The 17907-nt window shown below is 71.1% G+C and carries 14 protein-coding genes; 7 read left to right on the plus strand and 7 right to left on the minus strand.

Features of this window, described 5'->3' with window-relative positions; all coding sequences use genetic code 11:
* The first annotated feature begins 112 nt into the window (after nucleotides 1–112).
* Together ACZ6ZP_RS38715 and ACZ6ZP_RS38720 are read left to right on the plus strand one after the other, a co-directional pair.
* The gene (locus ACZ6ZP_RS38715; RefSeq protein WP_351170260.1) at nucleotides 113–1315 is read left to right on the plus strand and encodes an FAD-dependent oxidoreductase; all 1203 of its coding nucleotides are present in this window, start codon (nucleotides 113–115) and stop codon (nucleotides 1313–1315) included.
* 224 nt (nucleotides 1316–1539) lie between these two features.
* Complete coding sequence (locus ACZ6ZP_RS38720; RefSeq protein WP_351170263.1) at nucleotides 1540–2355, plus strand: HAD family hydrolase; 816 nt, start codon at nucleotides 1540–1542, stop codon at nucleotides 2353–2355.
* Between the two features lie 6 nt (nucleotides 2356–2361).
* On the opposite strand, the gene ACZ6ZP_RS38725 is transcribed toward ACZ6ZP_RS38720, so the two are convergent.
* Together ACZ6ZP_RS38725 and ACZ6ZP_RS38730 are read right to left on the minus strand one after the other, a co-directional pair.
* On the minus strand, nucleotides 2362–4350 hold the full coding sequence (locus ACZ6ZP_RS38725) for a CocE/NonD family hydrolase (protein ID WP_469410287.1): 1989 nt from the start codon (nucleotides 4348–4350) through the stop codon (nucleotides 2362–2364).
* Between the two features lie 19 nt (nucleotides 4351–4369).
* Nucleotides 4370–5884 (minus strand): peptide MFS transporter, encoded by a 1515-nt coding sequence (locus tag ACZ6ZP_RS38730; protein ID WP_351170269.1) that lies wholly within the window; start codon nucleotides 5882–5884, stop codon nucleotides 4370–4372.
* Nucleotides 5885–6200: 316 nt separating this feature from the next.
* Between ACZ6ZP_RS38730 and ACZ6ZP_RS38735 the strand changes: the two genes are divergently transcribed.
* The 5 genes from ACZ6ZP_RS38735 to ACZ6ZP_RS38755 all read left to right on the plus strand — a co-directional run bounded on the left by ACZ6ZP_RS38735 (nucleotide 6201) and on the right by ACZ6ZP_RS38755 (nucleotide 11958).
* Entirely contained in the window at nucleotides 6201–7211 is a 1011-nt protein-coding gene (locus ACZ6ZP_RS38735) for a polyprenyl synthetase family protein (protein ID WP_351170272.1), read from the plus strand.
* A gap of 155 nt (nucleotides 7212–7366) precedes the next feature.
* Entirely contained in the window at nucleotides 7367–8371 is a 1005-nt protein-coding gene (locus ACZ6ZP_RS38740) for a CHRD domain-containing protein (protein WP_469410288.1), read from the plus strand.
* A 249-nt stretch (nucleotides 8372–8620) separates the two neighbouring features.
* The gene (locus ACZ6ZP_RS38745) at nucleotides 8621–9910 is read left to right on the plus strand and encodes a LolA family protein (protein WP_351170278.1); all 1290 of its coding nucleotides are present in this window, start codon (nucleotides 8621–8623) and stop codon (nucleotides 9908–9910) included.
* A gap of 121 nt (nucleotides 9911–10031) precedes the next feature.
* Nucleotides 10032–11000, plus strand: coding sequence for an ABC transporter ATP-binding protein (locus tag ACZ6ZP_RS38750; RefSeq protein ID WP_351170281.1), 969 nt, complete (start codon nucleotides 10032–10034; stop codon nucleotides 10998–11000).
* Nucleotides 10987–11958, plus strand: a complete 972-nt coding sequence (locus ACZ6ZP_RS38755; RefSeq protein ID WP_469410289.1) for an ABC transporter permease — start codon at nucleotides 10987–10989, stop codon at nucleotides 11956–11958. Before ACZ6ZP_RS38750 ends, ACZ6ZP_RS38755 begins: the two co-directional genes overlap by 14 nt.
* A 38-nt stretch (nucleotides 11959–11996) precedes the next feature.
* Here the strand turns inward: ACZ6ZP_RS38755 and ACZ6ZP_RS38760 are convergent, their stop codons facing one another.
* From ACZ6ZP_RS38760 to ACZ6ZP_RS38780, 5 genes are all read right to left on the minus strand, one after another.
* Nucleotides 11997–12578 carry a flavodoxin family protein gene (locus tag ACZ6ZP_RS38760; protein WP_361469015.1) on the minus strand — a complete coding sequence of 194 codons (582 nt, stop codon included), beginning with the start codon at nucleotides 12576–12578 and terminating at the stop codon, nucleotides 11997–11999.
* Between the two features lie 132 nt (nucleotides 12579–12710).
* Nucleotides 12711–13652 (minus strand): M28 family metallopeptidase, encoded by a 942-nt coding sequence (locus ACZ6ZP_RS38765; RefSeq protein ID WP_351170287.1) that lies wholly within the window; start codon nucleotides 13650–13652, stop codon nucleotides 12711–12713.
* 115 nt (nucleotides 13653–13767) lie between these two features.
* The gene (locus tag ACZ6ZP_RS38770; RefSeq protein ID WP_469410290.1) at nucleotides 13768–15315 is read right to left on the minus strand and encodes a hypothetical protein; all 1548 of its coding nucleotides are present in this window, start codon (nucleotides 15313–15315) and stop codon (nucleotides 13768–13770) included.
* A gap of 471 nt (nucleotides 15316–15786) precedes the next feature.
* The gene (gene rarD / locus ACZ6ZP_RS38775) at nucleotides 15787–16806 is read right to left on the minus strand and encodes an EamA family transporter RarD (RefSeq protein WP_469410291.1); all 1020 of its coding nucleotides are present in this window, start codon (nucleotides 16804–16806) and stop codon (nucleotides 15787–15789) included.
* 160 nt (nucleotides 16807–16966) lie between these two features.
* Nucleotides 16967–17827, minus strand: coding sequence for an SDR family oxidoreductase (locus ACZ6ZP_RS38780; RefSeq protein WP_361469003.1), 861 nt, complete (start codon nucleotides 17825–17827; stop codon nucleotides 16967–16969).
* Nucleotides 17828–17907 lie beyond the last annotated feature (80 nt).

Genomic DNA, 17907 nt, shown 5'->3' on the forward strand with positions numbered 1-17907 from the left:
CGTCACGGCGCGCGCCACCACAACTGAATCCAGTGGTTCCAGCTGAATCCAGTGGACCCGGCACCACACGAAGTAGGCACACGCAACAAGTGACGTCCTGGGGAGGGACTTCGTGATCCATCCAGTAGCAGTCATCGGGGCGGGGCCGTTCGGCCTCTCCACCGCGGCCCACCTGCGGGCGCGCGGCATTCCGGTGCGGGTCTTCGGCGATCCGATGGTGAGCTGGCGCGCGCACATGCCCGCGGGGATGCTCCTGAAATCGACCCCGGTGGCCTCGAACATCGACGCGCCGCAGCGCGGCCACGACCTCGTGGACTACTGCGACGCGGCGGGGATACGGCGCCTGGTCACTGACGAGGACATCATCCCGATCGAGACGTTCGTGGCCTACGGGGAGTGGTTCAAGGAGAAACTCGTGCCCGACCTGGAGCAGGTGCGGGTCGTGTCGGTCGACCGCGGGGGCACGGCGGGCTTCGACCTGAAGCTGGACTCCGGCGAGCAGTTCACGGCCCGCGCGGTCGTCGTCGCCACCGGTCTCTCGGGCCTGGCGCAGCTGCCGCCCGCGCTCGCCGCGGCCGCCCCGGACGGGCCGACCCCCACAGGGCCGGTCTCGCACAGTTCGCAGCACAGCGACCTGTCGCGGTTCGCGGGGCGTGAGCTGATCGTGGTCGGCGCGGGGCAGTCGGCCCTGGAGACGGCCGCGCTCGCCGCTGAAGCGGGCGCGAACGTACGGGTGGTGGCGCGCGGCAAGGGGTCGGTGGCCTTCGGTGAGCCTCCGTGGAAGCAGCCGAGGCTGCGCCCCGAGTCGCCGTTCGGCCGCGCCTGGTCGCTCTACGCGATCAGCTACTACCCCCACCCCTACCGCTATCTGCCCCCGCAGGCTCGCCACTTCCTGGTCCGCCGCATCCTCGGACCGCTGGGCGCGTGGTGGCTGCGCGAGCGCTTCGAGGGCAAGGTCGAGACGCGCGAGGTCCGCCGTGTGACGTCGGCGGAGGTCCGGGGCGGCAGCCCCGTCCTGCGGGTGGAGACCCTGGGCGGCCGGGACCGCGAGCTCTCCGCCGACCACGTCATAGCGGCGACGGGCTACCGGGTCGACATCGCCGCGATGGACTTCCTGGGCCCCGCGCTCCGGGCCCGCCTCGCCACGAGCCGCGGCACGCCGAAGCTGGGCGCGGGGTACGTCTCGTCGGTCCCGGGCCTGTACTTCACGGGCCTTCCGGCGGCGGCGTCGTACGGCCCCGTGATGCGCTTCGTGTGCGGCACGGAGTTCGCTTCGCCGCGGCTGGTGGGGCACTTGGCGCGGGTGCACGGGTGAGGTGACGGGAGTGCGCAGGGGGCGTACGCCTGGCGCCTCCGGCCCCTGCACACTCCGCGCACTTCAAGAGCGGGGCGGGCCGCCGGGATGCGCCCCGAAGCCGGTTCGCGGCGACTCGTCCCGGTGAATCCTCCGAGCGCCGGTTGTGCGACCAGCGCACTGCGCGCGTCACAGCTCCTGTCACGTTGCTTTCAGCATCGCCGGGGATCCGTATTCTCTGGATCATGGCTGCCCCCCTCGCATATTCACTCATCGCCACTGACCTGGACGGGACGCTGCTGCGCGGCGACGACACCGTCTCCGACCGGTCGCTGGCCGTGCTCGCGGCGACGGCCGCGGCGGGGGCGCGCCACCTGGTGGTGACCGGGCGACCCGCGCCGCGGGTGAAGCCGCTCCTCGACGATCTGGGCGGCGGTGGCCTCGCCGTCTGCGGTCAGGGGGCGCAGTTGTACGACTCCGGGGCCGACCGCATGGTCTGGTCCGTGACGCTCGACCGCGAGCTCGCCGAGGCCGCGCTCGGGAAGATCGAGGCGGAGGTCGGGCAGGTCTACGCCGCCGTGGACCAGGACGGCGTGGACGGGCTCACGCTCATCGAGCCCGGCTATCTGATGCCGCACCCCACGCTGCCCGCCGTACGCGTGCGAGGGCGTGACGCGCTCTGGGCCGAGCCCATCAGCAAGGTGCTCCTGCGCCATCCCGAGCTGACCGACGACGAGTTGGCCGCCGTCGCCCGCGACGCCGTCGGGCCCCTCGCCACCGTCACCATGTCCGGGCCCGGCACCGTCGAGCTCCAGCCGCGCGGGGTGACCAAGGCGACCGGGCTCGCGCTGGCCGCCGAGCGGCTCGGGATGACCTCCGAGGACACCATCGCCTTCGGGGACATGCCCAACGACGTACCGATGTTCGTGTGGGCGGCCCGCGGTGTCGCCATGGCCAACGCCCACCCCGACCTCAAGTCGGCCGCCGACGAGGTGACTTCGTCCAACGAGGACGACGGGGTGGCCGTAGTCCTGGAGCGGCTGCTCTCGGCGCGGCGGTAGGGCGCGTCAGCCCGCCGTCCGCGGGATGCGCTTCTCCCACGTCCGGTGGAACACCACCTCGTCCCCGTCCTTGCACACCACCTCGTTCGACGTGATGAAGTCCGCCGCGTCGCAGGTGATCTCCGAGCGGGACCGGATCGACACGTCCCACGCCAGCTCCGGGCGGTGCAGGCGGATCGTCCAGTCGGAGCGGGTGCGGGCGCTGAGGGGGTCGGACTCGTCGATCGTGTACGTCTCCACCGCGTCCTCGGTGAATTCGAGGCCGTCCGGGTAGACCCGCGTGCCGCCGTAGCGCGGGTCCACCTCCATGCGCCATTCGCCCTTCGCCACATCGCGTACGACGAGGCGCTCGGGACGCAGCTCGTCGAGCGTCGCCGGGTACACCACCCCGAGCGGCTCCGACTGCTCGGGAGCCTCGAAGGTGATCGAAGGGTCGAGATCGCCCTGCCGTACGGGGAGTTCGAGCGCGCTGCCCGCCGGGTCCAGGACGAAGCCCGCCGATTCGGCCTGCGGCCAGATCCACGGCCAGTACGCCGACGACACCGCGAGCCGGATCTTGTGACCCGGCGGGAAGGTGTGGCCGATCGCGTTGAGCTCGAACGTCACGTCCTCCGTCCCGCCCACCGGCCACGGATCCACCCGGTCCCGGCCGTTGCGGGCCGACAGGTTCAGTACGCCCCGGGTGACCAGGGTCGACGAACCGTCCGGGGCCACGTCGCACACCCGCGCGATCGCCTGGCCGGACGGGGCGTCCATCTTCAGGCGCAGCGTCACCTTGGGGCGGCCCAGGATGCGTACGGCAGCGGGGACCTCGAACTCGAAGCACGCCGACTTCGCGTCCTCGTCGCGCTGGTCCGGCGGCAGGTCCGCGTCGTTGCCGAAGGGGAAGTAGCGGCCCGCGTCCAGGCCGGTGTGCTGGGGGGAGTTCACCACCATGGGCGCGCCCTGGAGGGCGTAGGACGTGGGTGTGACGTTCGGCGACGGCCAGGAGGGGTCCCCGACCCAGCCGCCCGGCAGCTCGGCGTACACGGTCGCCGGCGGGTGCGAGTCGCTGATCCAGGAGCGCAGCTTCGGCTCGGCCATGATGCCCGTGTCGACGCCCTTGAGGTGGTGGTCCCACCAGCGCAGCGTCTCCTGGAGGAAGCCGATCGCGGGGCCCGGCGGCAGCCCCCGGTCCGGGTACTGGTGCGACCACGGGCCGATCAGCCCCCGCACCTCGCCCGGCAGATGCTCGACCAGGCGCAGGACCGTGTCCCGGTAGGGGTCGTGGAAGCCGCCCACCGCGAGGACCGCCGCGCCGATCGCCGAGTAGTCCTCGCAGACGCTGCCGTGCCGCCAGTAGGCGTCCCGGGTCTGGTGGTCGAGCCAGGTGTGGATGAAGGGGTCCACGGCTTCGAGACGGCTCAGCCACATGTCCCGCCAGCGGTCGCCGACGAACAGCGGGTCCGGCGGGCGCGAGACGAAGGCGAGCATCGTCGCCGCCCACGCGTGCATGTCCACCGCCAGGACGGAACCACCCATGTAGTGCACGTCGTTGTCATAACGGTCGTCCGCGGAGCAGACCGTGATGATCGCCTTGAGCGGCTCGGGTGCCAGGGCCGCGATCTGGAGGGAGTTGAAGCCGCCCCAGGAGATGCCGAACATGCCGACCTTGCCGGTGCACCAGGGCTGCTCGGCGAGCCAGTTGACGACCGCGACCCCGTCCGCCAGCTCCACGGCGTCGTACTCGTCGCCCGGCATGCCCTCCGAGTTGCCGTGGCCCCGCACGTCCACGCGCACGGAGGCGTAGCCGTGGCCCGCGTACCAGGGGTGGCGCTGGAAGTCGCGCGGCGCCGTCCAGTCGCTCAGGCGGTAGGGGAGGTACTCCAGGAGCGCGGGGACGGGTTCGTCCGTCACCGGGCGCCAGATGCGCGCGTACAGCTTGGTCCCGTCCGGGAGGGGTACCTGGACGTCCTCGCGCGTGGTCTCGTACGGGAAGGAAGTGCGAATCTGCATGGCGGGAACCTCAGTGTCCTCAGTGGACGGGATGCATGGTGCGGCGCAGCCACGGCGCGAGCAGGACGACGGCCACACCCGCGGCCACCGCGATCGCGCCGTTCACGCCGAAGTACGCCGGGTTGGAGACCTCTCCGTAGAGCTTCACGATCTGCGCTTGGATGCCGTTGGCAAGGGCGAGCGAGAGGAACCAGAGGGCCATGGTCTGGCTGGCGAAGGCCTTGGGGGCGAGCTTCGTCGTGGCCGACATGCCGGACGTCTCGACGAGGATGTCGCCGAGCCCGAGCAGCAGGTAGGAGCCGACGATCCACCAGACGGCCATCTTGTACGTGTCGTCCCCGTGCCCCGAGGTCGGCAGGACCATCAGGAGGAACGAGAGCCCGCCCAGGATCACGCCGAAGGCGATCTTGTTCGAGGCGTGCGGCTGGCGGTGGCCCATCCTGGCCCAGACCGCGGCGACGACGGGGGCGAGCGCGACCTCGAAGGCGCCGAGCGCGGAGGCGTACCAGCTGGCGGGGAACTCGTAGCCGAGGATCGACGTCTCGGCGTTCGTCGACGCGAGCAGGATCATCGTCGAGTAGGCCTGGAAGAGGATGAAGTTGAAGACGACCGAGGCGAGGAAGAGGACCACGTACGGCCTCAGCCGCCCGCGTTCCTCGCTGCTCACGCGCGGGCTGCGGAACATCACCACGAAGTAGGCGATCGGCGCGATCACCGAGATCAGGGTGAGCAGGTCGACGAAACGGTCCATCGTCAGCCAGCCCAGGGCGGCGAGCAGCCCCGCGAGTGCCGCGAACACGAGGACGCCCACGACGATCAGGACGACCGCGCGGCGCATCGCGTCCTTGGGCAGCGCGAACTCGGCCGCCGCCTTGCGTCCGGCGAGGTGACGGCGGCCCAGGACGTACTGGACGAGGCCGAAGGTCATGCCGATCGCGGCCGCCGAGAAGCCCCAGTGCCAGCCCTTGTGGTCGCCCAGCCAGCCGGTGATCAGCGGGCCCGCGAAGGCGCCGATGTTGATGCCCATGTAGTACAGCGCGAAGCCCGCGTCGCGGCGGTCGTCGTCGGTGCGGTAGAGCTTGCCCACCATCGAGGCGACGTTCGGCTTCAGGAGACCGGTGCCCGCGCTGATCAGGCCCAGGCCCACCCAGGTCATCGTCGCCGTCGGGACGGCCATCGAGTAGTGGCCGCAGGCGATGAGGATGCCGCCCCACAGGACCGCGCGGTACGAGCCGAGGATTCGGTCGGCGAGCCAGCCGCCCGCCACCGAGACGAGGTAGACGAGCGTTCCGTACGCCGCCGACACCGAGGCGGCGGTCCCGGAATCCATGCCCATTCCGTCGTTCGCGACGGAGTCCGCGAAGTACAGGACGAGGATGGCCTGCATGCCCAGGAACGAGAAGCGCTCCCAGACCTCGAGACCCGACAGGGTGAGCAGCCCGCGCGGCTGCCCGAAGAAGGCGTGGTCGTCGCCGGGCGGTGGCTCCGTCGGCGGCTCCGCGGGCGGTTCGGTGTCGGCCTCAGTGCGGGACAAAGGTTCTGCTCCCGGTAGTTCCGTTGTTCATGGGGCTTTCGGGGATCACGGGGATTACGCGGATTACGGGGCGATGCGGTCTTCTGTGTCGTATCAGCTGATCAAGAACATACCGGTGGTGATCGCACGTCGCCTGGGCGGCATTGCACAGGCGGGTGCCCACTGTGATCGAAAGGCGACCGGATACGCTGACTTGAGTGATGGCAGCGACACATCGACAAACCGTGTCATCGACGCGATCATCACGCAAAGATCGACCGAGTGATGATCGACCGAGTGACCGACTTGTGATCGTCAGCAGACAGGAGAACCCCTCGTGACCGTCGTCGGGCCCTTCGGCCTCAGCGTGCGGGACCAGGCTCTCGAAGCCGATGTCCAGGCCGGATTGGCGGCCGTCGAGGAAGGTCTGCTCGACGCCACCAAGAGCGGGGTCCCCTTCATCACGGAGGCCGCGCAGCATCTGGTGCGCGCGGGCGGCAAGCGGTTCAGGCCGCTCCTCGTGATGCTCGCCTCGCAGTTCGGCGATCCGTACGCGCCGGGCGTCGTGCCCTCCGCCGTTGTCGTCGAGCTCACGCACCTCGCGACGCTCTACCACGACGACGTGATGGACGAGGCGGACGTGCGCCGCGGGGTGGACAGCGCCAACCAGCGCTGGGGCAACTCCGTCGCCGTGCTCACCGGCGACTTCCTCTTCGCCCGCGCCTCGTACATCCTGGCCGACCTCGGCCCGGACGCCGTGCGCATCCAGGCGGAGGCCTTCGAACGCCTGGTCACCGGCCAGATCCTGGAGACGGCGGGCCCGACCGAGGGCCGCGACCCGATCGACCACTACCTCGACGTGCTGGGCGGCAAGACCGGCTCTCTCGTCGCCGTGGCCTGCCGTTTCGGCGCCATGATGTCGGGCGCCGACGAGACCGTCGTGGACGTCCTGACCCAGTACGGCGAGCGGCTCGGCGTGGCCTTCCAGCTCGCCGACGACGTACTGGACATCGCGTCGGACTCGCACGAGTCCGGCAAGACGCCCGGCACCGACCTGCGCGAGGGCATTCCCACGCTGCCGGTCCTGCGGCTGCGCGAGCGGGTGGAGAAGCTCGGGCTCCCCGAGGACATCGCCCTCTCCGAGCTCCTGGACTCGGACCTGACGGACGACGCGCGGCACGCGGAGGCGCTGGCGCGGCTGCGGGCCCACCCGGCCCTGGAGCAGGCCCGCAAGGACACCGTGCGGTACGCGGAGGAGGCGCGGGACACGCTCGCGCCGCTGCGGGACTGCGACGCGAAGACCTCGCTCGTCGAGCTCTGCGATCTGGTGGTCCACCGGGCGGGCTGAGACCCCCGCCAGAGTCGGTCAGGCGCCTACGGAGTGTGACCTACGTCACACTTTACGTTGGACTTGGATTGAGTCCAGGATCAGATCTATTCCGTACCTATGCCCGGAAGCCGACGCAGTGGGGCGTCGGCTCAGGTACGGGGAGATTTCTGACCATGGGCACTTTTGGTACCTCCGGCACTGTCGCGAACAGGCGCCGGACCTTGCTCGCCGCCGGTGTGGCCGTCGCCGCTGCGGGAAGCCTGGCGGTGGCGGCGATGCCCGCCTTCGCGGACGGCGGCAGCAGCGCCAGCACCAGCACCAGCACCAGCACCACGACCAGGACCACCAGCAGCACCGGCGGAGCCATCTTCGCGGCGAGCATGAACGGCGCGAACGAGGTGCCGGTGCCGGGCGGGCCCGCGGTCAACGACAAGGACGGCAAGGCCCTGGAGTTCGTCCAGGTCAAGGGCGACAAGGTGTCCGTCACGGTCAAGTGGCGCGGCACCGGAAAGCCGACCGCCCTGCACATCCACCAGGGCGCCAAGGGCACCAACGGCGGCGTCAGGATCGACTTCACCGGGCTGCTCGGCAAGAGCAAGGGCAACCGCGTCACGGGCACGGTCAAGGTCGACGACGCGGCGCTGCTCAAGCAGTTGAAGGCCGATCCCAACAGCTTCTACGCCAACCTGCACACCGCCGAGTTCCCCGGCGGCGCGGTCCGCGGCCAGCTCCACAAGGTGACGACGGACTTCGACTTCCGGGGCGCGGCGGCCAACTTCCAGGCGTCCGTGATCCGGGGCGAGCAGATCTACGAGTGCAAGAAGGCCGACGACGGCTCCGGAAAGTTCGCCTTCGCCCAGCGTGACGTGCGCGCCCGGCTCGGCGGCGCCATCGCGCACGACTTCGTCGCCCCCAACTCGGGCACCCCGCGCTGGACCGCCCCCGACCGCAGCCAGGTCACCGGCAAGCTGATCTCCCGGACCCCGAACGGCGACAAGAACATCCCCGAACTCGACCTGGCGGCCACCCAGACGGGCAAGCCGCGCGGTCTGCTCGCCGGCACCGCGGAGATCCTGCGCCTGAACACCGAGGGCGGGGTCGCACCGGCGGGTTCCTGCAAGCCGGGCGCCATCGCGAAGGTGCCGTACAAGGCGGACTACGTGTTCGTGCAGCGCTGAGCCCCTGAGACCGAAGCGGCGCTTCCCCTACTGGTCGGGGGAGGCGCCGCCTGTTTTTGTCATCCCACAGCAGTACGTGGAGTTGCTCCCGGGGTCTGACGCTTCCGGCTGGCCGATTTGGTCGTATAGAGAACAGCAAGGTCCAGCAAGAACAACCACTCCTGACCTATTCGGGTGAGAATGGCGGCGCGGGGTGGACGCACGCACGTACTGGGAAGGCCGCCGCCGACCACGGAGGTAGGGCACACAATGGCACCGTACGAACCGGAGCAGAACACCAGTGAGACCGGGGAGCTGCGCGTAGGCCGCCGGAAGGCGGCGCGTTACGTGGTCCCCGTCGCGGTGGCGGGGGTGGCGGCGGCGACCATCGGGCTCGTCCCGGCGCTCGCGACGTCGGGCGACCCCAAGCTGCCCGACGTCACCGCACAGGAACTCATCGAGAAGATCGCCGCTTCGGACACGGAGCAGCTCTCGGGCACCGTGAAGATCAGCACCGACCTCGGCCTCCCGTCCTTCGGCGGCGACTTGGCCGGCGGCTTCGCCCCGGGCAGCGGCTCGGGCGGCGACGGCGAGGACGGCGACGGCAAGGGCTCGGCCGCCGACCCGCAGTCGAAGCTGATGGAGCTGGCGTCCGGCACGCACACGCTGCGCGTCGCGGCCGATGGCCCCGACAAGCAGAAGCTGTCCGTCCTGGACGACGCCGCCGAGTACAGCCTGATCCACAACGGCGACGACGTGTGGGCGTACGACAGCAAGTCGAACGAGGTCTACCACTCCGAGTCGGCGGGCAAGGCCGCGGACTCCGGCAAGGGCTCCGGCAAGAAGGACCTCCCCAAGGACGTCCCGTCCACGCCCAAGGAGCTGGCCGAGGAAGCACTGAAGGCGGTCGACGGCACGACGTCGGTGAAGGTGGACGGCACCGCGCAGGTCGCGGGCCGTGACGCCTACCGCCTGGTCATCAAGCCCAAGCAGTCCGGTTCGACGATCGGCCAGATCACGGTCGCGGTGGACTCCAAGACCGGTACGCCGTTGAAGTTCACGCTCACCCCGGCGAGCGGCGGCAGCGCGGTCGTCGACGCGGGCTTCACGAAGGTCGACTTCGGCAAGCCGGCCGCGTCGACGTTCGACTTCACGCCGCCCAAGGGCGCGAAGGTCACGGAGGAGGGCGACGAGGCCAAGGCCGAGAAGCACGGCTTCACGGACGGCGGCAAGGAGTTCGGGGGCAAGGAGTTCGGCGGCAAGGAGTTCAAGGGCGAGGAGGACCTGAACGGCCTGAACGTCATCGGCGAGGGCTGGAACTCCATCGCCGAGCTGAAGCTGCCGGGCGGCCAGGGCCTCCCGACGGGCGGCTCCGGTGATGTCCCGCCGGACGCGCAGCGGCTGCTCGACTCGCTCGGCGACAAGGTGACGGGCGAGTTCGGCTCGGGCACGGTCTTCAAGACCCGCCTGGTCAACGCCCTGATCACCGACGACGGCAAGGTCTACGCGGGCGCGGTCACCAAGGACGCCCTCGTGAAGGCGGCGAACGACGCGAAGTAGCGTGCCGATGCAAGGCGACTGAGCGGCGGGTCCGAGGTGCCGGGCAGGCACCTCGGACCCGCCGTCACGGCTGAATGCGGCTAAGAGCGGCTGAGAGCGGTTGAGAGCGGGGAGGACGAAGGTGCCGGGAAGCAGTGCCGGGGCCACGGCGGAGAGCGTGATCGAGACCGACGTGCTGACCAAGCGCTACGGCAAGCAGCTGGCCGTGGACCGCCTCAGCCTCACCGTCCCCGCCGGAAGCGTCTTCGGGTTCCTCGGGCCGAACGGCTCGGGCAAGACGACCACCATCCGGATGCTGATGGGCCTGATCGAGCCGACTTCGGGCCGGGCCAAGGTCCTTGGCCGCCCGATGCCGCGCGAGACCCGTACGGTGCTCCCGCACGTGGGCGCGCTCATCGAGGGCCCGGCTCTCTACGGCTTCCTCTCCGGCCGCGACAACCTCCTGCGGTACGACGCCGCCGACCCGACCGCCGACCCGCGCACCCGCCGTGTCCGCGCCGAATCGGCCCTGGACCGGGTGGGTCTTACGGCCGCCGCGGGCAAGAAGGCGAAGGCGTACTCGCTCGGGATGAAGCAGCGCCTCGGTCTCGCGGCGGCGCTGCTCCAGCCGCGCAGGCTCCTCGTGCTCGACGAGCCGACCAACGGCCTCGATCCGCAGGGCATGCGCGAGATCCGGTCGCTGGTGCGGGAGTTGGCGTCGGAGGGCACGACGGTCTTCCTCTCCTCGCACCTCCTGGACGAGATCGAGCAGGTCTGCACGCATGCCGCGGTGATGGCCCAGGGCCGCCTGATCACCCAGGGCCCGGTCGCCGAACTCGCCGCCGGTGCGCGCGGACGTCTGGTCGTGACGACACCGGACACGGGCGACGCGGTCCGCGTCCTGAAGGAGCTCGGCGTGCCGGATCTCGTGGTGACGGAGGACCGCGTGACGGGCGAACCGCCGGGCGCGGACACCGGCACGGACCTCGCGGAGCTGAACGCCGCCTTGGTCGGCGCGGGCGTCCGGGTACGCGGCTTCGGCGTCGAACGGGCCTCGCTGGAGGATGCGTTCGTGGCACTGACGGGGGAGGGGTTCGATGTCGCGGGCTGAGGTCGACGACGTACACGACGCAAGCGACGCACAGGGCGCACGCGACGCACAGGACGCACGCGACACACGCGACGACGTGCGGGAGAGCGGTGAAGCGCGTGAGGTGCGTGAGGTGCGGCGGATCTGGACCCTCGGGCTCTTCCGGAGCGAGCTGGGGATCACCTTCCGCCGCTGGCGCACCCTCGCCCTGCTCGGTGTGCTCGCCGCCGTGCCGATCCTGGTGGGCGTGGCCGTCAAGATCGAGACCAGCGACGGCTCGACGGTGGGCGGGGGCGGCGAGGCCGGCGGCCCCGCGTTCATCGCGCAGGTCACGAACAACGGCCTGTTCCTGGTCTTCACCGCGCTCGCCGCGACGCTCCCCTTCTTCCTGCCCATGGCGGTCGGTGTCGTCGCGGGCGACTCCATAGCGGGCGAGTCCAGCGCGGGGACGCTGCGCTATCTCCTGGTCGCCCCGGCGGGACGTACCCGCCTGCTGCTCGTCAAGTACGCGACGACGATGACGTTCTGCCTGGTCGCGACGCTCGTCGTGGCCCTGTCGGCGCTCGCCGTCGGGGCGTTGCTCTTCCCGGTCGGCGAGGTCACCACGATCTCCGGCACCCGGATCGGCTTCGGCGAGGGGCTGCTGCGCGCCCTGCTCATCGCCCTCGTGGTCGCCGCGTCACTGATCGGTGTGGCGGCGCTCGGTCTCTTCGTGTCGACGCTGACCAGCAGCGGCATCGCGGCGATGGCGACGACCGTCGGCCTGCTCATCACGGTCCAGATCCTCGACCAGATCCCGCAACTGCACGCCATCCAGCCGTACTTCTTCTCGCACTACTGGCTGTCCTTCGCGGACCTCATGCGCGAGCCCGTCTACTGGGACGAGCTGGTCAAGAACCTCGGCCTCCAGGGCCTGTACGCGGTGCTGTTCGGCTCGGCGGCGTGGGCGCGGTTCGGGGCGAAGGACATCACGGCGTAGGACGTCATGGCGCGCCCGGCAGCACGGCGTGGTCGGCGTCAGCTGTCGTACGGGAAGCGCGCGAGCGGCGGCTCCTGCGCGAAGAACGTCTTGGCCTCGGTCAGCGCCCGCTCGTCCTTCAGTACGTCGCCGGGCTTGCTGCCGTTGCCGAGCAGTACGCCGCCGAAGCGCATCCCGAGGTACGCGGCGGAGTTGCGCAGGGTGCCGACGAGCGGATCGGCGACGACCCCCTCCTCGTGGGCGAGCGCCGTCACGCCCCACAGATTGCGCCCGGCCATCGTGGCCTTGAAGTCGACGCCGGGGGTGCGCAGCCAGCCCGACCAGTAGTCGAGGTAGCGCTTGGTGGTGGCCGAGACCGAGTACCAGTACAGGGGCGAGGCGATGACGATGTCGGTCGCCTCGACGGTCGCGTCGAGCAGGACCGCGGCACTGTCGCCGCTCGGGCGGACGTGATCGCTGTCGTGGCGGAGGTCCTCGAAGTCCGGCAGCGGGTGGTCGGCCAGGTTCAGCCAGCGCTGCCCGACGTCCGAGGGGAGCTGCTCGGCGGCCCGGCGGGCCAGGATCTCCGTGTTGCCCTCGGGGCGGGAGCTGCCGAGGACGAAGAGGAAGTTGCGGGTCATGGTGGGCCCCCTGGATCAGTGGCGTGGTCGCGCACGGCCGCTCAAGGCCGCGCAATTACCTGCGCATGCACTATATGCACGCGCAGGTAATTGCGTCCAGGGGGTGCTCGGCCGCCCTCGGGCCCCAGGGGGCTACGAGGAGAGCCCCCACACCGCGTACGCCACGGCGTCGCTGTTGTGGTTGAGCGCGGTCCCGTCGACGTTCGACTCCGTGTCGCAGGCGGAGTGGTAGCACTTGTCGAACGGCTCACCGGCCGTGCCGCCCCAGTTCTGGGCCTGCTCGGCGGTCTTCTTGTAGTCGGCGCCGCTGAACAGACCGCCGACCGGGACGCCCGCGTCCTTGAACGGGGCGTGGTCCGAGCGGCCGTCGCCCTCCTCGTCGGGCTCCGTGGCGAGGTCCAGGCCGCCGTAGAAGTCCTTGAAGGTCTTCTCGATCGTGGGGTCGTCGTCGTAGACGAAGTAGCCCGGGTTCGGGGAGCCGATCATGTCGAAGTTCAGATAGCCCTTGATCTTCGAGCGCTCGCCGGCGGGCAGCTTGTCGACGTAGTGCGAGGAGCCGACGAGCCCCAGCTCCTCGGCACCCCACCAGGCGAACCGCAGGTGCTTGGTGGGCTTGTACTGCTCGCGCGCCACGGTGAGCGCGGTCTCCAGGATCGCGGCGGAGCCCGAGCCGTTGTCGTTGATGCCGGGGCCCGAGTCGACGCTGTCGAGGTGCGAGCCCGCCATGACGACCTCGTCGGCGTTGCCGCCGGGCCAGTCGGCGATCAGGTTGTAGCCGGTCTTGCCGTTGGAGGTGAACTCCTGGAGGGACGTGGTGAATCCGGCCTCGTCCAGCTTGCCCTTCACGTAGTCGACGGAGGCCTTGTAGCCCGCGCTGCCGTGGGCGCGGTTGCCGCCGTTGGACGAGGCGATGGACTGGAGCTGCGAGAGGTGGCCCTGGACGTTGGCCACGGAGATGTCGGGGGCGGCCGCCGTGGGGGCGGGGGCCGCGGAGGATATCGCGCTGGTGGTCAGCAGTCCGGTGACGGCTATGACGGCCGCGGCCGTGGCGCGTCCGGGAACGGAGAGCTTCATGTGGGGGGCTCCGTGTTCTGTTGGATCGTTCGGTGGGGGGGTTGGGGGTACGCCAATACCGTGAACGTCGAACAGAATTGGCGTGCCTGATGGTGCTGCTGAGCTTGACCGTGCGTCAAGAGCGCATATCGGGCGCCGTGTTCCGCAGGGCGGTCGAACGGCTCGACTCGGCGGCAGGGGGCGGCAGGAACACCGTCCAGCCGGGCGCGTAGGTGTCCGGCACGGGGTGGCGCCGCCAGTCGCGGGCCCAGCGCGGGGGTTCCTTCTCGCGCAGGACCAGGGCGGCGGGCCGGTGCCGGTCGTCCCGGTGAGCGGCCGAGCATCCGGACACGTACGCGATGGGGATCACCGAAGTGTTGCCCTTCAGGAGGCACGGGGCGCGGACCCCCTGCGCGTACAGGACGTCGGTGATGCGGGCCCAGTCGCCGCGGGCGCCCGTCTGGATACGGGCGTTGCCGAAGGTGAGGGGGAGCTGGACCGCCAGGTGGGCGACGAGGAGGACGGCGAGGGCGACGGTGAGGGCGCGCCGCGCGCGGTCGGCGACGGCGAGGACGCCGACGGCCGCGGGGACGGCGAGGAGGGCGTGGGCGGGCAGGAGGAAGCGCGGGGCGCCGTAGGGGACGAGGAGGAGATAGGGGAGGGCGGCGGCCAGCGCGACGGCCACGGCCAGCCAGAGGGCCCGGCGGGTCGCCCGCTCGGAGCCGTCGACCGCCCTTCGCACGGCCCACAGCCCCGCGGCCACGAGCAGCGGCAGCAGGATCCACCACTCCGCGGCCGGGACCCTGAGCCGGTCGGCGTCGCAGGGGCGGCAGAGCAACGGACCGTCGAGCGCGGTGAACTGGGCCTCGATGGCCGCGAGGGGACGCAGCCCGCCCTGCACGTCGCTCGCGTCGGTGAGCCGCTCGCGTACGCCGCCGAAGCGGACGTACGCCTCGACGATCCACGGCAGCAGACCGGCCGCGACGCCGCCCGCCACGGCGATGATGCGCCCCCGCGTCCGCCAGACGGGCACGGCCAGGGCGGCGAGGAGCAGCGCGGCGGCGACGGCGGCACCGTCGTTGGGACGCATGAGGGCGGCGAGGGCGAGCCCCGCCGCGATCCCCGCGAGGGCGAGGCGCCCGGGGCCCGCCCCGAGGAAGAGCCCGACCGCGGCCGTGACCCCCATGGCGGTGTAGTGGTTCGGCATCGCGGCGTTCGCGTAGAACAGCGCGAACCAGAGGCTTCCGTAGAGCCCGGCGGCCACGCCGACGGCGGCGGGACGGTGCGCGAGGACGCGCAGCCAGGGACGGAAGCCCAGGTAGAGGGCGGCGGTCGCGAGCAGCGTCAGCCAGACCCTGAGCAGGACGACCGAGTCGCTCCAGGCCGCCACGGGGGCGATGAGCACCGGGACGCCACGGGTGCGGGGCGCGCTGAAGGGGGTGGCGGGCGCGTACGGCGGGAAGCGGCTCGCGTAGACGATCTCGTCCCAGCCGAGGGAGAGGGTGAACGGGACGAGGGCCGCGGAGAGGAGGGCGAAGGCGGCGCAGGCGGCGAGGAGGGGGCGGCGGCCACTCGGACGCGGCTTCCGCGGCTTCCGCGGCTTCCACGGCTTCGTCGGTTTCCGCAGCGTCTGCAGTGTCGGCAGTGTCTGCGGCTTCTGCGGCGTCCGCGGCTTCTCGGGCACGAGGGTCTCGACCTCCCGCCGGCCTCGGTCAGGTCATGTCGCTTTCGATCACTTCTGTTCCCTTATGGGGAAGGTAGCGACGATGACGCCGAAATCGCAGGAGGTGGGGCCGACGTGTTCCGCCGGCCGGCCGTCGTGCAGACCACGGCGGCGTCACCCTCCCGCAGGACGCGCGGCTCGCCCGACGCGGCGGTGATCCGCGTGCATCCGACGTCCCCGATGACGCGGCCCGCGCCCTCGCGGACGTCCTGGCCTGGCTGGCGGGGGGCCACAACGCGAAGCCCACGCCGGGCGTACGAGATGTCCTGGGCCGAGAGCCGCGCGATTTCGGCGTCTACGCGAAGGCCGCGGCGAAGGCGAAGGCGAAGGCATGGGGCTGATCTTGCTGCCGGGGGCGCCCCAAAGGGGCGCGGGGAACCGCGCGCCCAGCCACAACGCACTCGCGGCCGCAAGCGGAAAGACCTCGCGACGTCAGACCGCGGACCCCTCCCGCCCCGCAGCGGGAGTCATCGGCTCGGTCTCCCGCCCGGCGGCGGAGGCCGAAGTCGCCGCAACAGCAGCCTGACGCCCCGCGGCGAGCCGCACCGCGTTGCGCCGCGCGGTGCGCAACGCGTCCCACGTCAGCAGCGTCAGCGCCAGCCACACGAGACCGAACCCGGCCCACCGCTCGGGCGGCATCGCCTCATGGAAGTACAGGATGCCGAGCAGGAACTGGAAGACGGGAGCGAGGTACTGGAGCAGCCCGAGCGTCGACAGCGGCACCCGGATCGCGGCGGCGCCGAAGCAGACCAGGGGAAGGGCGGTGACCACACCGGTCGCCGCGAGGAGCGCCGCGTGCCCGAGGCCCTCCGCGCCGAACGTGGCGTCGCCCCGCGCCCCCAGCCACACCAGGAACCCGACCGCGGGCAGGAACTGGATGGCGGTCTCGGCGGCGAGGGACTCCAGACCGCTGAGCCCGACCTTCTTCTTCGCCAGGCCGTACGTGGCGAAGGAGAAGGCGAGGCAGAGCGAGATCCACGGCGGCTGCCCGTACCCGAAGGCCAGCACGAGGACCGCCGCGAGGCCGACGGCGACGGCCGCCCACTGCACGGGACGCAGCCGTTCGCCCAGGAGCAGGACGCCCATGGCGATGGTGACCAGGGGGTTGATGAAGTAGCCGAGGGAGGCCTCCACGACGTGGCCGGAGTTCACGGCCCAGATGTAGACGCCCCAGTTGACGGTGATGACCGCCGACGCGATCGTCACCAGGCCCAGCTTGCGCGGCTGGCGGATCAGTTCGCCCGCCCAGGCCCAGCGCCGCACGATCAGCAGCGCGACGCCGACCACGACGAGGGACCACGCCATGCGGTGCGCGAGGATCTCGCCCGCTCCGGCCGGCTTGAGCAGGGGCCAGAAGAGGGGCACGAGGCCCCACATCCCGTAGGCGGCGAAGCCGTTCAGCAGGCCTATGCGCTGCTCGCTCTTCGACTGCTCAGCTGCGGCAGCGTCCACGGCCCCTCCTTGGTGCACGGCAGCCCCACGCTGCATCCAAGAAGGTAGCGGCCCGGACGCCCCCGTGTCATGCCCGTCTCACGAAAACGGTCATGACCTCCGTCTCGCCCGCAGTCAGTCCCGCGAGCCGCCCGCCGACAGCCCCGTGAGCCGCCCGGCGTCAGCCCTTGAGCGCCACCGCGACCGCATCGGCGAGCGGCGTCGTGGGCCGCCCGATCAGCCGGGCCAGATCGCCGCTCGTACCGGCGAGCAGCCCCCGCTCGATCGCCGAGTCCACGTCGACGAGGATCGCGGCGAACGGCTCGGGAAGACCGGCGCCGGTCAGGATCGCGAGGTTCTGCTCGGCGGAGACGTTCGCGTACGAGATGTCCTTGCCGGTCTGCCGGGCGATCTCGGCTGCGTACTCGGACAGGCTCCAGGCGACGTCACCGCTCAGCTCGTAGACCTTGCCCTCGTGGCCGTCGCCGGTCAGGACGGCGACGGCGGCCGCCGCGTAGTCGGCGCGCGCCGCGGAGGCGACCCGGCCCTCGCCCGCGGAGGCGACGACGGCGCCGTGCTCCAGGACGGGGGCGAGGTTGGCCGTGTAGTTCTCGTGGTACCAGCCGTTGCGCAGGAACGTGTGCGGAAGGCCGGAGTCGAGGACGAGCCGCTCGGTCTCCTTGTGCTCGGCCGCCAGGTCGAAGTCGGCGTCCGGTCCGCCCAGGACGCCGGTGTACGCCAGGAGCGCGACGCCCGCGCCGCGCGCCGCGTCGATCACCGCCGCGTGCTGCGGCACGCGCTGCCCGACCTCGCTGCCGGAGATCAGCAGGACCCTGTCGCCCGCGGCGAAGGCGCCGGCGAGGGTCTCGGGCGCGCTGTAGTCCGCGATCCGCAGCTCGATGCCGCGCGCGGCGAGATCGGCTGCCTTCTCCTTGTCGCGGACGACGGCGGCAATCTGCCCGGCGGGCACCCGCGCGTCGAGCAGCCCGTCGATGACGAGACGGCCGAGGTGTCCGGTGGCTCCGGTGACGACGATGCTCATGTCTGGAATCTCCCTTTGGTGTGGTTCTGGCAACGATCCTACGTCTAGCGCTAACTTCTGGAAAGTACCCACTTTGAAGT

Source organism: Streptomyces sp. NPDC054047, assembly GCF_055585065.1.